Origin of the sequence: Agrobacterium sp. 22094, from assembly GCF_052046015.1 — a bacterium.
Classification (GTDB): Bacteria; Pseudomonadota; Alphaproteobacteria; order Rhizobiales; family Rhizobiaceae; genus Agrobacterium; species Agrobacterium cavarae.
Genome location: NZ_JBQEPX010000006.1, coordinates 46878 through 61749, shown reverse-complemented (window position 1 = coordinate 61749; position 14872 = coordinate 46878). Strand labels below are relative to the sequence as shown.

At 58.6% G+C, this 14872-nt stretch carries 12 protein-coding genes and 1 tRNA gene; 5 read left to right on the top strand and 8 right to left on the bottom strand.

Translation table 11 applies throughout. The features are described from left to right. Positions 1-24 precede the first annotated feature (24 nt). Positions 25-906, top strand: coding sequence for a hypothetical protein (locus ACTJK5_RS20865; RefSeq protein ID WP_153312817.1), 882 nt, complete (start codon positions 25-27; stop codon positions 904-906). A 255-nt stretch (positions 907-1161) separates the two neighbouring features. On the opposite strand, the gene ACTJK5_RS20860 is transcribed toward ACTJK5_RS20865, so the two are convergent. The 3 genes from ACTJK5_RS20860 to ACTJK5_RS20850 form a co-directional block, all read right to left on the bottom strand. Next, the gene (locus ACTJK5_RS20860; RefSeq protein WP_272865816.1) at positions 1162-1290 is read right to left on the bottom strand and encodes a hypothetical protein; all 129 of its coding nucleotides are present in this window, start codon (positions 1288-1290) and stop codon (positions 1162-1164) included. Positions 1291-1429: 139 nt separating this feature from the next. Continuing rightward, a tRNA-Ala gene (locus tag ACTJK5_RS20855) sits at positions 1430-1505 on the bottom strand. A gap of 152 nt (positions 1506-1657) precedes the next feature. After that, complete coding sequence (locus ACTJK5_RS20850) at positions 1658-2044, bottom strand: TIGR02300 family protein (protein WP_062427762.1); 387 nt, start codon at positions 2042-2044, stop codon at positions 1658-1660. A 226-nt stretch (positions 2045-2270) separates the two neighbouring features. Here ACTJK5_RS20850 and cmk point away from each other — a divergent pair, with 226 nt between their 5' ends. Then, complete coding sequence (cmk, locus tag ACTJK5_RS20845) at positions 2271-2903, top strand: (d)CMP kinase (RefSeq protein WP_153312816.1); 633 nt, start codon at positions 2271-2273, stop codon at positions 2901-2903. Between the two features lie 168 nt (positions 2904-3071). Next, positions 3072-4772 (top strand): 30S ribosomal protein S1, encoded by a 1701-nt coding sequence (rpsA, locus tag ACTJK5_RS20840; protein WP_062427705.1) that lies wholly within the window; start codon positions 3072-3074, stop codon positions 4770-4772. Positions 4773-4887: 115 nt separating this feature from the next. Here rpsA and ACTJK5_RS20835 read toward each other — a convergent pair whose 3' ends face one another. Beyond that, on the bottom strand, positions 4888-6495 hold the full coding sequence (locus tag ACTJK5_RS20835) for a hypothetical protein (RefSeq protein WP_440613143.1): 1608 nt from the start codon (positions 6493-6495) through the stop codon (positions 4888-4890). A 224-nt stretch (positions 6496-6719) separates the two neighbouring features. Further along, entirely contained in the window at positions 6720-7346 is a 627-nt protein-coding gene (locus tag ACTJK5_RS20830; protein ID WP_144622889.1) for a ribonuclease D, read from the bottom strand. A gap of 256 nt (positions 7347-7602) precedes the next feature. Here ACTJK5_RS20830 and ACTJK5_RS20825 point away from each other — a divergent pair, with 256 nt between their 5' ends. Then, entirely contained in the window at positions 7603-8172 is a 570-nt protein-coding gene (locus tag ACTJK5_RS20825; protein WP_062597599.1) for a nucleoside 2-deoxyribosyltransferase, read from the top strand. 26 nt (positions 8173-8198) lie between these two features. Further along, positions 8199-8951, top strand: a complete 753-nt coding sequence (locus ACTJK5_RS20820; protein WP_153312814.1) for an SDR family oxidoreductase — start codon at positions 8199-8201, stop codon at positions 8949-8951. A 367-nt stretch (positions 8952-9318) separates the two neighbouring features. Here the strand turns inward: ACTJK5_RS20820 and ACTJK5_RS20815 are convergent, their stop codons facing one another. The 3 genes from ACTJK5_RS20815 to nirB form a co-directional block, all read right to left on the bottom strand. Next, positions 9319-11976, bottom strand: coding sequence for a nitrate reductase (locus ACTJK5_RS20815; protein ID WP_153312813.1), 2658 nt, complete (start codon positions 11974-11976; stop codon positions 9319-9321). Between the two features lie 2 nt (positions 11977-11978). Beyond that, positions 11979-12308, bottom strand: coding sequence for a nitrite reductase small subunit NirD (nirD, locus tag ACTJK5_RS20810; protein ID WP_113272417.1), 330 nt, complete (start codon positions 12306-12308; stop codon positions 11979-11981). A 103-nt stretch (positions 12309-12411) separates the two neighbouring features. Next, positions 12412-14871, bottom strand: coding sequence for a nitrite reductase large subunit NirB (gene nirB, locus ACTJK5_RS20805; protein WP_440613142.1), 2460 nt, complete (start codon positions 14869-14871; stop codon positions 12412-12414). Position 14872: the final 1 nt, after the last annotated feature.

The window sequence follows — 14872 nt, the reverse complement described above, 5'->3', positions numbered from 1 at the left end:
CAGACAACGGTGCCTGAGGTTTCGATGCCAACTTTGACGAATAAGAAGATCCCTCTTGGCTCTATCTCTCTAACACTGAGCAGCGTTCGACGAATGTGGAGGGAACTTAATGAAGTTGTATCAGAGCAGGGCGAGATAGAATTAGCGCGGTTAGTGAAGCCGACGGACCAGTCGGCCGAGGAGTTCGAAACCTATAAAGAAAACGCAAGGCGCGACACATTTAAGATTTTAGGAACTGTGGAATTTGAGAACGGCGACGCTGTTCACGATACCGATCCTGACATAGTCAAGGTTGAAGACGAGGGCCCGCGTATACGAGTGATTCACCTGTCCAACATAACACCGTATCAGCAAACAGTTGGGGTTCGGCCCGAACACGCTTTTGAAGTTATAATTGATCTACGGACCCCGGCATTGTTCGATGCTGGCAGTGTACTATCTGAGCCAACCCCCAATAACACGAGCTTGGCTATTTCTGGAAACCGACCAGGTTGGCAGGGCGGGTTGGAAGCGGTCGTCAGAAGAAACATCACGCGCAGACGGCCAATACGAACCTGGTTCCACGGCGGGATGATCTACGATCTATTCCTGTTCGTTGTTGCCTTGCCGTTAGCTCTCTATGCATGCTGGGCGTTTGAGCCATTCGTTTCAAAGTGGCTTGGACTAACTAGTCCTGTGGTTGTCGGTGCCGCTTATCTTTATATCGCTTTGAGTGCGATATGGATTTATCGCTTCATGTTCAGCTATGCAAAGTGGGCATTTCCATTCACGGAAATAATTGATCAGAACAGTTCTCCCGCGCGTCATCGCGCACTTTGGTGGTCACTCGTCGTTGCGCTACTTTTTAAGCCGCTTACTAGTTTAGCGGGCGAAGCCTGGAAAAATGCTCTAGGTCTGAGTCTTTAAACGTCGAGAATAGTCGGCGACCACGCGTGTCGGTTTTGTCGCAGGTTTACATGACGGTTCATTTCTCGGCTTGCAGTAAAATGAATTAAGGGGCGTTCCGAAGAAATCTGTGCTCGAAAGCCATCCCTTGTCGAAACGTGCGAACTCAGGTCCCCGACGCCGCCGTGTCCGTTTTGATAGCGACAATCTTCGCAGCTGCCTAGCGGGTCTCGGAAAATCCCGGCGACCCGCGCCACATGTGGATAAAGAGAAGAATTACTGAGGCTTCTTCTGCTTGCTGGCTTCGACTGTCTTCGCACCCAGAGTAGGAGCGGCAGGCGGTGGGGCCTTGTCCTTCTTGGGTTTGCGGATTTCTTTGTTGCCTCTTACCTGACCCTTGGCCATTCGATTCTCCTCTTTAAAAGAAGAGATAGCCGCTCTTTGCAGCGGAATAGCAAGAGAAATCGATCACACGTTTCGGATGGAAGCGGCGATCAATGCGAAACTTGCGATTAGTGAGATTTTGATCAGTCGCTGGAAAATTTGGTGGAGCTAAGCGGGATCGAACCGCTGACCTCTTGCATGCCATGCAAGCGCTCTCCCAGCTGAGCTATAGCCCCATAAGGGTTCCGGTATGTTTGATCCGGTTCCGGGAACCGAAGCGGTTGTTTCCGTTCGGTGGCGGCTTGATACTTCTCATGAATGAAGATGGCAAGCCGAAAAGTTCGCCCGGCAACATTTTTTTGTGGCCGGGCGAAAAAACTTTGGAAAATCAGGACTCTTCGTCGTCGCCGCCGACACCGATGATGCCGGAGACGTCGTCATCGTCGTCATCTTCATCGGCTTCGAGGAAGGTGTCATCGTCGTCGTCCAGTTCGACATCGTCATCGCCGATATCATCAGGAACTTCGTCGTTGGTGTTGTCGCCATCGGCGTCTTCCAGCGAAACGAGTTCGACATCCGTGCTTTCGGTATCGACTTCCTGTACGTCCTCTTCCTCGGCCTGTTCCATCTTGGCCTGAGCCGTCGTTTCCTCGAAGAAGGAAAGCGGCCAGGACTTGCCGGTGTAAGGAGAGACAACCGGGTCGCGGTTCAGGTCGTAGAATTTCTTGCCGGTATCGGGGTCGGTGCGCTTGGTTCCAAGTTCCGCTTTTGCCACTGTCAAAGCCTCGAATTTTTGAATGAGTTCGGTCTTAACGCCGTGAATTCGGCAGTAGACGGTAAATTTATAGCCGGTCCCCTTAATCCCTGCCGTGGTGCCTGTCAAAGATAAACTGCATGGGATTACGGGGGTGGAAGTTTTCGGCCGCTCTCGGGGTGAATACTCGCATTCTTTATGATAGAGCCCGAAGCCGAGACAAACGTCCATTCGAGATTTTATCCCCATGACTTTTATTATCGCCATCGATGGTCCCGCGGCCGCAGGCAAGGGTACGCTTTCGCGCAAGATCGCCGAGGTTTACGGCTTCCATCACCTCGATACCGGCCTGACCTATCGCGCCACCGCCAAGGCACTTCTTGATGCGGGCAAGCCTCTGGATGATGAGGCAATAGCGGAAGCGACCGCGCTCCATCTCGATCTTGCCGGGCTGGATCGCTCGGTTCTTTCGCGACATGAGGTGGGCGAGGCGGCTTCGAAGATTGCGGTCATGCCCGCGGTGCGGCGCGCACTGGTGACGGCGCAGCGTGCCTTTTCTCTGCGCGAGCCCGGCACGGTTCTGGATGGGCGCGATATCGGCACGGTTGTCTGCCCGGAGGCGCCGGTGAAGCTTTACGTCACGGCCTCGCCCGAAATCCGCGCCAGGAGACGTTATGACGAGATTGTCGCGGGCGGCGGGACTGCCGATTACGAGGCGATTTTCGCAGATGTGAAGAAGCGTGACGAGCGGGACATGGGCCGGTCTGATAGTCCTTTGAAACCAGCAGGAGACGCGCACTTGCTTGATACGTCGGAAATGAGTATAGAGGCGGCGTTTCAAGCGGCAAAAGCGATTATCGATGCCGCGCTGAAGAAATGAGAATTGCACGGGAACCGGCAGGTCCGATTTCCGTTCTGGAATGTCCCGAAAGCATGCCCTGCGCCGGAAAGCCTTGCACGACAAGGCGGGCATGGATTTCGGGAATGATCAACGCAAACCCCCGGCGCTTGTGTGTCCCTTGATGAAACGGACACTTCAGGAGATTTAATGTCTGTAGCTACCCCCACGCGCGACGATTTCGCAGCCCTGCTCGAAGAGTCCTTTGCTTCCAACGACCTGGCCGAAGGCTACGTTGCCAAGGGCATCGTAACGGCCATCGAAAAGGATGTCGCGATTGTTGACGTTGGCCTCAAGGTCGAAGGCCGCGTTCCGCTCAAGGAATTCGGTGCCAAGTCCAAGGACGGCACGCTGAAAGTCGGCGACGAAGTCGAAGTTTATGTCGAGCGCATCGAAAACGCTCTGGGCGAAGCCGTTCTGTCGCGCGAGAAGGCTCGCCGCGAAGAGAGCTGGGTCAAGCTCGAAGCCAAGTTCGAAGCTGGCGAGCGCGTTGAAGGCGTTATCTTCAACCAGGTCAAGGGCGGCTTCACGGTCGATCTCGATGGCGCTGTTGCCTTCCTTCCGCGTTCGCAGGTCGACATTCGTCCGATCCGCGACGTAACGCCTCTGATGCACAACCCGCAGCCCTTCGAAATCCTCAAGATGGACAAGCGTCGCGGCAACATCGTCGTGTCGCGCCGTACGGTTCTGGAAGAGTCCCGTGCCGAGCAGCGTTCTGAAATCGTTCAGAACCTCGAAGAAGGCCAGGTTGTTGACGGCGTCGTCAAGAACATCACCGATTACGGTGCGTTCGTTGACCTCGGCGGCATCGACGGCCTGCTGCACGTCACCGACATGGCATGGCGCCGCGTCAACCATCCTTCGGAAATCCTCAACATTGGCCAGCAGGTCAAGGTTCAGATCATCCGCATCAACCAGGAAACCCACCGTATCTCGCTCGGCATGAAGCAGCTCGAGTCCGATCCGTGGGATGGCATCTCTGCCAAGTACCCGGTTGGCAAGAAGATCTCCGGTACGGTCACGAACATCACCGACTACGGTGCATTCGTCGAGCTGGAGCCGGGCATCGAAGGCCTGATCCACATTTCCGAAATGTCCTGGACCAAGAAGAACGTACATCCCGGCAAGATCCTGTCCACGAGCCAGGAAGTCGACGTTGTCGTTCTCGAAGTCGATCCGTCCAAGCGCCGTATCTCGCTCGGCCTCAAGCAGACGCTGGAAAACCCATGGCAGGCATTTGCCTACAGCCATCCGGCCGGCACTGAAGTTGAAGGCGAAGTCAAGAACAAGACCGAATTCGGCCTGTTCATTGGCCTCGAAGGCGATGTCGACGGCATGGTTCACCTGTCGGATCTCGACTGGAACCGTCCCGGCGAGCAGGTCATCGAAGAGTTCAACAAGGGCGACGTCGTCAAGGCTGTCGTTCTGGACGTTGACGTCGAGAAGGAGCGTATCTCTCTCGGTATCAAGCAGCTCGGCAAGGATTCCGTCGGCGAAGCTGCAACGTCTGGCGAACTTCGCAAGAACGCTGTCGTTTCCGCTGAAGTCATCGGCGTCAACGAAGGCGGCATCGAAGTGAAGCTCGTCAACCACGAAGACATCACCTCCTTCATTCGCCGCAACGACCTGGCACGCGATCGTGACGATCAGCGTCCTGAGCGTTTCTCGGTTGGTCAGGTTCTCGACGCCCGCGTCGTCAACTTCTCCAAGAAGGATCGCAAGGTCATGCTTTCGATCAAGGCTCTGGAAATCGCAGAAGAGAAGGAAGCCGTCGCTCAGTTCGGTTCGTCCGACTCCGGCGCTTCGCTCGGCGATATCCTTGGCGCGGCTCTGAAGAACCGCGGCGAGTAATCGTCAGCTTCTAAAGCTTAAAAGAACCCGCCGGGGCGATCCGGCGGGTTTTTTGTTGCGGTTATTTCCAGCTGTCAGGGGGCAAGACGCACTTTGTGGGATCTTCGCGAGCAGATCAGGCGAAGTTGCCCATTCGCAGATAGTAGGATTCGGCATCGCCCACCCGGCCATCTTCGCGCGCGCCATCGGAAACCGAGTGATCGACCGGCTCATCATTGGCGGCCACGCGCTCTTCCTGGCCGGATAGATCGTCTGGATGATCTTGCTTCGCGTCGTTCTGGTCCGTCTGGCCATGTCCGGCCTCTTCCCCGGCTTCGCCTTCGCCTTCAGAGGAGGGCCAGCGACCGCGGGGCGGCGCCTCCTCATCGCGCTTCTGCTCCTCGATCGGGTAGTTGACGAAGGGAAGCGGTGTGCCGGGCTTTGTCACCAGCGAGGCGACGGCGGATTGAAGTGCCGCCTGCTCGAAGACGAGGGTCTTGCCGTCGGCGGCGACCGAAGCGCGTGCGGTTGTTTGCGCTTCCGGGCGCAGGATCCCGGTGGCCGCCTCTTCACTCGGGGCGTCGGTGGCGTGCGCTTGCGGCTGTCCGGTTGTCATGACCTGCTGCTTTTTGGTGGCCTCGGCATTGGAGCCTTCTTCGTGTGGTAGGACTGGCAGCGCGGAAGATGTGTCTGCAAGCGGATCGGCGCGCTCAGGCAGTCTGCCAAGCAGCACAGCCAATAGCAGTTTCTCCATGTCCTGCGGGCTCGCACCACGAATCTGCGCCGCAATCGTTGCCGCGTCCGCTTTCAAGAAAGAAGCAAGAGCAGCATCGTCCATCGTGCCATCTGGCATCACCATCGGTAGCTCCGCATTCGGCGGAAGCGCGATGGATGATCCGGCATTGCTGGACGGAGCGGGTGGCGGAGACGCCTGCGCTTGGGGTACGGGCGATGAAGCTTGAGGCGCGCCAGGGGCTGCGGGAGTGGAGGCCGTCGCTGACGTGGTATTCTGGGGAGGAAAGAGAGGCGACTGCGCCGTCAGTCTTGCAGATACCTCTGGTGCGGTCTGAGCAGGATGGGATGTCGGAGCGGGTACGTCGTCTGTCACGCCCCCTGTTGGTGCCGGAGTGGGGGCCACAGGTTTGCCTGGCGAAGAGACGCTTTGGTCTGGCGAAAGCGGCGGTCGAGGACCCTGCAAGGCGGGGGCCGGCACCTTGATTGGCAGCGGAGTAAGGGATGGGCTGTCGGGCATAAGGTCCTGAAGATAGGGCGTCAGCGCCACCTTCACGCCATCCTTCGACTGGCCGACACGGGCCAGTTCCAGCATCACCGCCAGCCTTGCGGCATTGGGTCCGGCGTTGTTTTTCAGAATGTCCAGCATGAGCGCAATCGTCATGCCCTTCAGCAGCTTTCCCAGTTGCTGTTCGAGTGCGGCTTTCTGCGCCAATGGGAGAGATTGGAGGGCCGAGGTGAGACGGTTCACATAGGCTTCGGCATCTTCCCCCTCCAGGCGCTCCATTCCCAGAAGCGAGCCCAGAACCTCTGTCAGCACGGTTCCAGTGCGGTGAAGCTCCGCTTCGCCGGAGACGGCGCGTGCCGCGACGACCGGGGGATTGGGGGAGGTATCGGAGATGGCCTGCGGGACATTTGGCTGATTGATCGACGAACTGACAGCATCCTGCTTCTGCCCCGCAGTCTGCGAGGAAAATTCTCCTGCTGTGACGGCACTGACGGGCGGCAACATGGCGCGCTCTTTCTTCGGTCCGAAGCGCGTTGATCCGCTGTCATCGCGTCGCAGCTTTGATACTCAGGGATGCGCTCGAGCCATTGCTCGTCATCCGCACCGCCGGGGAATGATATCCAAAGCCTACCCTTCGAAAGCAGGCGGACGAATCATTAAGAGCAATCATGACGGGGAATCGTTAATCGACTGCTAACCATAAGCGTGTGGCGTCGCCACGGACCGCCTCAGCTATGGGCGAAGATATCTGTATCGTCCCAGCCGAGAAGATCGAGCTTTGCCCGTGTGGGCAGGAAGGCGAAGCAGGCGGTGGCGTGGTCGTAGCGGCCGTCACGGATCAGCCGGTGGGTGAGCTTGTCGCGAAGCGCATGCAGATGGAGAACATCGGATGCGGCATATTCGAGCTGCGCCGGGGAAAGCGTCTCGGCTGCCCAGTCTGAGGATTGCTGTGCCTTGGAGATGTCGATCTCCAGCATCTCTTTCAGATTGTCTTTCAGTCCGTGCCTGTCCGTATAGGTCCGGCAAAGCCTGGACGCGATCTTGGTGCAGAAGACCGGCGTCGTCGTCACGCCGAAGGTGTGGAACAGCACGGCGATATCGAAACGGCCATAATGGAAAATCTTCTCTCGGCTCGGATCCTCCAGCATCGCGACGAGGTTTGGCGCGTCCTTCTGCCCGGCGGCAATGCGTACGACGTCGGCCGTGCCGTCGCCGGGTGAAAGCTGTACGACACACAGCCTGTCGCGACGCGGTACCAAACCGAGCGTTTCCGTATCGACGGCGATTGCGCCTGTATAGCGCGCGGCATCGCTCGCAGAAATATCGCCTTCATGATAGCGGATCTTGGCAGCCATTTGGTACTCCGGTTACGCGTCTTCCGGTTCCGGCTATAGCGCAAAGTGGCTGTCGGCGATACCGCTTTTGGCCCTGGAGCGCGGTGGGGTGTTGCTGGACGCGCCAAGGACGCTCATCTTTTTTGAATAGTCGCATCATGCTATTGCGAAAATCGATCTCGATTTTCGGGCCGATGCTCCAGGCGCTCTTGCCTCGTCAGGCGGTCGCGGTCTAGGTTGACATCAAATTCCTGCCAATGACGAAATTCCCATATCCATGACCAAGAAAATCTATCTCGCGGGACCTGAGGTCTTTCTCTCCAACGCGCGCGACATGCTGGATGCGAAGGCACAGCTTGCCCGAGACGCCGGCTTCACCCCACTGTCTCCCGGCGATCTTGAAATTCCGCCTGCCGACACAAAGACCGGCCACGGCTGCAATATCAACGCCATCGACGAGCATATGATGCTTGAGGCGGACGCCGTCATTGCCAACCTGACGCCCTTCCGGGGAATAGCAGCTGATGTCGGTACGAGCTTCGAGCTCGGCTTCATGTGCGCTCTCGGCAAGCCGGTGTTCGCCTATACCAATATGGCGAAGAACCATTTCACCCGCATCCACGATCACTATGCCGGCGATGTCTCGCTTAGCGATGATGGGCGTTACAGAGGACCCGACGGGCTTTCCGTCGAGAACTTCGACATGGTCGACAACCTCATGCTTCATGGCAGCATCCTGCGCCGGGGCGGGGCCATCATCGTTGGAGATGCGGCACCTGAGGAACTCTATACCGATCTGACGGCATTCAGAGAGTGCCTGAAGCTTGCCGCGGCAAAGCTTCTCTAAACAGCACCATCAAGCGGAGAGCAGATATGACAGCCACGATTCTCATCACCGGAGCGACCTCTGGCTTCGGCCTTTCCACCGCCCGTCTCTTTGCAAGCCATGGCTGGAAGGTTATCGGCACCGGCCGTCGCGCCGAGCGTCTCCAGGACCTCAAAGATGAACTCGGGCCCTCCTTCCACGGTCTGGCCTTCGACATCACCGATCAGGAGGCGATGCGTTCGGCTTTCGCTGAATTGCCGCAGGAGTTTTCTGCAATCGACGTCCTGGTCAACAATGCCGGTCTGGCCCTTGGAACGGCACCTGCACCGCAAGTGCCGCTGCAGGACTGGCACACCATGGTCAACACCAATATTACGGGACTTTTGAACATTACCCACCACTTGCTGCCGACACTGATCGAGCGCCGTGGCATTGTCGTCAATCTATCTTCTGTTGCAGCGAGCTGGCCCTATGCCGGTGGCAATGTCTATGCCGGTACCAAGGCGTTCCTGCGCCAGTTTTCGCTTGGCCTACGATCGGATCTTCACGGCAAAGGCGTGCGCGTCACGTCCATCGAGCCGGGCATGTGCGAAACCGAGTTCACGCTGGTGCGCACCGGCGGCAACCAGCAGGCATCCGACACGCTTTACAAAGGCGTCAACCCGATCCTGCCGGAGGATATCGCCAACACCATTCACTGGGTGGTGTCTCAGCCGAAGCACATCAACATCAACGCCATCGAGTTGATGCCAGTGAACCAATCCTTTGCAGGCTTCCAGGTCCATCGTGACACGCAGTGATCAAAAAAACGTCATAGCAAGAGCAGTTATGCAATTTGTGCATTGCTGCCCTGCGAGTGTCGCGCTTTTCAGCGCCGGGTGACGGGAGTATATATTGATCATCGAAACGACGCACTCCTCCTCCCAGCGTTGTTCGATGTGGATTGGCGATACTCCTCCTCCCAATTGCCAATCAAGTTCAAAGCCTGCCGCACCTCCTCCCGCGGCAGGCTTTTTCTTTTCTGGAACCTCTCCGATATCTAGTTTTGTCTTCCAGGCGCGATCGCCGGCTCACGAGAGCTGGTTGCCGCATCCTGCTTTAAGAAAACCGAGTCCGACTTTCGGGCCGATGCTGTAAGGCTTCCCCACCTCGTTTCCTGTCGATATGTCACTCGGCTGCGGTCTTCAGGCAGCCATCGATGATGGTCCGGATTTCCGCCCGGCAGGAGCCGCAATTGGTGCCGGCGCTTACGCAGGCGCCCACCGCCTCGACCGTGTGGCAGCCCTCGCGGATTGCGCTGGTGATCTGGTTGATGCCCACATTGAAGCAGGAGCAGACGGTGGCACCGGGATCGGGTCTGCCGGCGCCCGGCCTGCCAGCGACGAGCGCGAAGCGGTTGCGTAGATCCTCATGCCGCTCTTTCAACTGGGCGACCGCCCAGTTTCGCGCAACGGCGACGGGCGCAGCTGCGATAAACAGCGCCGCCAACAACTTATCTTCGTTAAAAAAGGCGAGCCGAATGTCACCGGTTCGATTGTCGGCATAGCCGAGCGGTTCGATGCGAGCGTCGATCCCGAAGATTTTTCGGCTCCAGGATATCCAGTCTTCTGGCAGCGTGTCGAAGGCAAGCTCCAGACGATAGCCTCCGTTGGCCTTGGCGAGAGCCCAGTACGCGCAGTCGGGCTTTTGCGGAGTCGTGGCAGTCACTGCAAAGGCATAGGCCTTTGCTTGAAAGCGGCGCGCCGCAACGGCGACATTCTTCGATGCCGGCTGTCCGGAGAAGGGATCGGTGTTGGGTGGCACCAGCCTGTCGATCCGGGCCTTGGCGGCGAACTGATCGTTCCAGTGCATCGGCACAAAGAGGCTGCCGCGTGCCTGCCTGTCGGTGATGAGCGCGCGCAGGATCACCGTGCCGAGAGGGCTTTCCACCTCCACCAGATCGGCACTCTCAATCCCCGCTTCCATCGCATCGCGGGGATGAAACTCGACGAATGGTTCGGCCAGATGTGAGGATAGCCGGGCGCTTTTGCCCGTGCGGGTCATGGTGTGCCACTGATCGCGGATGCGGCCCGTATTGAGCGTCAGAGGATAGTCGGCGCTGGTGCGGCTCGTCTGCGGCAGCGCTGTGGAGACGAAACGTGCCTTTCCATCCGCATGGAAGAATTTCCCATCGGCGAAGAAGCGCGTCGTGTGGGGGCGCTCACCGGAGCGCTGTGGCCAGTTGAAGGGTGCCAGATCGTCATAGGCCGGTTGCCCGATCTCGGCAAAGGCGCCAATATCGAAATCACGGCTGCCATTATTCTCGAAGGCCGAGAGGCTGGCATGTTCGGCGAAAATCTCCGTGGGATTGGCATAGGTGAACGCATCGGCGTAGCCCATGCGCTTGCCGACTTCGGCAAATTGCCACCAGTCGGCTTTCGCCTCACCTGGCGCTGGAAGGTAGTCGCGCTGGCGGGAGATGCGCCGTTCCGAATTGGTGACGGTGCCGTCCTTCTCGCCCCAGCCGAGTGATGGCAGCAGCACATGCGCATGGCGTGCCGTATCGGTCGTCCCCATGATGTCGGAGACGACGACGAAGGGACACTGCTTCAGCGCCGCTTCCACGGCCCCGGCATCGGGCATGGAGACTGCCGGATTGGTCGCCATAATCCAGAGCGCCTTGATGCGACCATCGGCCACCGCCTGGAAAAGTTCGACGGCTTTGAGGCCGGGCTTACTCGCAATTGTCGGCGCTTTCCAGAAGCGCTGCACCTGGTCGCGGTCCTCGGCGCTTTCGATGGCCATATGGGCGGCGAGCATATTGGCAAGACCACCCACCTCGCGCCCGCCCATGGCATTGGGCTGACCGGTCAGCGAAAACGGCCCCGCGCCGGGCTTGCCGATACGCCCTGTCGCCAGATGGCAGTTGATGATGGCGTTGACCTTGTCGGTACCGCTGGACGACTGGTTGACGCCTTGGCTGTAGCAGGTGACGACGTTTTCGGTGCGCTCGAAAAGTTCATAGAAGCGGGTAAGCTCGGCGAGGCTGAGACCCGTCGCCTCGACCAAGCTGGCAAGGCTGATGTCAGAGGCGGTTCGGACGGCTTCCTCGAAACCCTGCGTGTGGCTTTCGATATAGGTCTTGTCGAGCGTCGCTCCCTTGGCCAGATGCGCCAGCAGGCCGGTAAAAAGCGCCACATCCCCATCCGGCTTGATGGCAAGATGCATATCGGCAATGTCGCAGGTCATGGTGCGGCGTGGGTCTATCACCACCACCTTCATGTCCGGCCGCTCGGCCTTGGCCGCTACAAGGCGCTGATAGATGACCGGGTGACACCAAGCGAGATTGGAGCCGGTCAGGATGACGAGATCGGCGAGAAACAGATCCTCGTAGACACCTGGAACCGTGTCCGAGCCGAAGGCGCGGCGATGGCCTGCGACGGAGGACGACATGCAAAGCCGCGAATTGGTGTCGATATTGGCCGAGCCGATGAAGCCCTTCATCAGCTTGTTGGCGAGATAGTAGTCCTCGGTCAGCAATTGTCCTGAGACATAGAAGGCGACCGAATCCGGTCCATAGGTCGCGATCGCTTCGGAGAATTTCGAGGCCACGAGATCAAGCGCCTCATCCCAATTCACTCGGTCACCACCGACGTGCGGGTAAAGCAGCCGATCGTCGAGATCGAGCGTTTCGCCAAGTGCCGATCCTTTGGAGCAGAGCCGACCGAAATTGGCGGGATGATCCGGATCGCCCTTCACCGAAACGCCACCGTCATTATCGACCTTCGCGATGACGCCACAGCCGACGCCGCAATAGGGACAGGTGGTCTTGACCTCTTGTGCCATGCTTACTCCGCAGCGATCATCATGCTTTCAAGCGCAATAGACAGGTTGCCATCGATGTTGCGCACGGGGATGGTACGCACGGCACCCTCGTCAGCGCCTTCGGCCCTGCCGGTTTCCAGCGAAATGACCCAGTTGTGCAAAGGGCAGGTCACCGACGTGCCGTGAACGATGCCTTGAGAGAGCGGCCCGCCCTTGTGAGGGCAGTGATCTTCAATGGCATAGACGTCGTTATCGGCTGTGCGGAACACCGCAATCTTGCCCATCGGCGTCTTTACGCAGCGCGCGCCGCGCAGTGGAATGTCAGAGATATTGCCGATTTCGACCCAGTTCATCGTCGTCATCCTGTGTCCGGTTGAAGGTTTTGGGATGGGGCGACATCTCCTCCATGTCGCCCCACCACCCAGCGCTATGCACCGATGGCTTTCAAAGCCACGGTCACTCTGCGGCTTGATTGAAGCCGATGGTCGCCATCGGCTTGAACTCGTGCTTGTGTTCGCCGGACACACGCTCCGACCAAGGATCGACCTGGGCGAATTTCTGGCTGAAGACAAAGCGCTCGTAGAAGCCCTTGCGTTTGTCGGCGTCATCCATGATCTGGCGGCGGATTTCGTCGTAGCCGATGCGCTTTGCCCACTTGTAGATGCGCTCAAGATAGCGGGCCTGTTCGCGGTACATTTGCGTCAGCGCCACGATATGCTCCAGCGCCTCATCCGCAGTCTTCACCAGACCGAGAATTTCAGTACCTTTGATGTCGAGGCCCGCAGCTCCGGCAAAATGGATTTCGAAGCCGGAGTCTACGCAGATCACACCGATATCCTTGCAAGTGGCTTCCGCGCAGTTGCGCGGACAGCCCGAAACGGCAAGCTTCAGCTTGGCTGGTGTCCACGAGCCCCACATGAACTTTTCAATGCGAATGCCAAGCCCGGTGGAATCCTGCGTGCCGAAGCGGCACCATTGCTCGCCCACACAGGTTTTGACGGTGCGCAGGCCCTTGGCATAGGCCTGGCCAGAGATGAAGCCAGCCTTGCCGAGATCGGCCCAGACGGCGGGCAGGTCTTCCTTCTCGATGCCGAGAAGATCGATACGCTGGCCGCCGGTCACCTTCACCAGCGGGATCTCGAACTTGTCGACGACATCGGCGATGGCGCGCAACTCACCTGCATTGGTCACGCCGCCCCACATGCGCGGAACGACGGAATAGGTGCCATCCTTCTGGATGTTGGCGTGAACGCGCTCATTGATGAAGCGGGACTGATAGTCATCCGCATATTCATCCGGCCAGTCGCAGACGAGGTAATAGTTGAGCGCCGGACGGCATTTGGCGCAGCCGCAGGAGGTCTTCCATTCCAGTTCCTGCATGACGGCAGGAATGGTCTTCAGCCCCTTGGCCTTGATCAGACGGCGCACATCGTCATGGCCGAGATCGGTGCATTTGCACATGGGCTGCACCGCTGTGGGATTGTAGCTGTCGCCGAGCGTCAGCGTCATCAGCTGCTCGACCAGCCCGGTGCAGTTGCCACAGGAGGCCGAGGCCTTGGTGTGAGCGCGCACATCGTCAAGCGAGGTCAGGCCCTTGCCGGTGATGGTGGAGGTGATTTTTCCCTTGCAAACGCCGTTGCAGCCGCAGATTTCCGCATCATCCGGCAAGGCTGCAACGGCCGCCATAGGGTCCAGGGGGGAGCCCCCCTGATAGGACTGGCCGAAAATCAGTGTTTCGCGCATCTCTGTGATGTCCGCGCCCTTTTTCATCAGGTCGAAGAACCACGAACCGTCCGAGGTCTCACCATAGAGGACCGCGCCGATGATACGATTGTCCTTGAGAATCAGGCGTTTGTAGACGCCCGCCGTCGCGTCGCGCAGCACGATCTCTTCACGGCCATCGCCCTCGGCAAAATCGCCTGCGGAGAAGAGGTTGATGCCAGTCACCTTGAGCTTCGTATTGGTGACCGAGCCGTGATACTCGGACTGGCCGCCGATCAGACGGTCGGCCAAAACTCTGGCACTTTCGTAAAGTGGCGCGACGAGACCATAGCAGATGCCGCGATGCTCGGCGCATTCGCCGAGCGCGTAGATTGAGGAGTCCGACGTCATCATGCCATCATCGACGACGATACCGCGATTGACGGCAAGACCTGCTTCCTTGGCAAGGCCGGAGGCCGGGCGAATGCCGACTGCCATGACCACCATGGTCCCTTCGATGACGCGGCCATCTTCCAGCTCGATGCCCTCGACTTTGTCTTCGCCGAGAATGCGCTTGGTGTTGGCCTTGGTGATGATGTCGATGCCACGTTCGGTCAGCGCTTTTTCCAGAAGATAGGCCGCTGCCGGATCGAGTTGGCGCTCCATGATGGTCGGCATCAGGTGAATGACGGTGACGTCCATGCCCTGACGCTTCAGTCCATAGGCCGCTTCGAGACCAAGAAGACCGGCGCCGATGACGATGGCACGGCCCTTGCCGCCGGCGATCTCCAGCATCTTCGTTACGTCATCGAGATCACGGTAAGCGAGAACGCCTGGCAACTGGTGCCCGGGAACCGGAATGATGAAGGGCGAGGAGCCCGTGGCGATCACCAGCTTGTCGTAAGAGGCGGTGATGCCGTTTTCGCTGGTGACGGTTTTGCGCTCGCGGTCGATATGGCTGACCTTCGCGCCCTTGTGAAGGGTCACACCATGGGCTGCATACCAGTCGTCATTGTGAATGACGATGTCCTCATAGGCCTTTTCACCGGAGAGAACCGGCGAGAGCATGATGCGGTCATAATTGACGCGCGGTTCGGCATTGAAGATCGTGACGTCGAAGACACCGGGAGCGGTCTCGAAGAGGTTCTCCAGCATGCGGCCCGGCGCCATGCCGTTGCCGATGATGACGAGTTTCTGGGGCTTTGTTTCGGACATG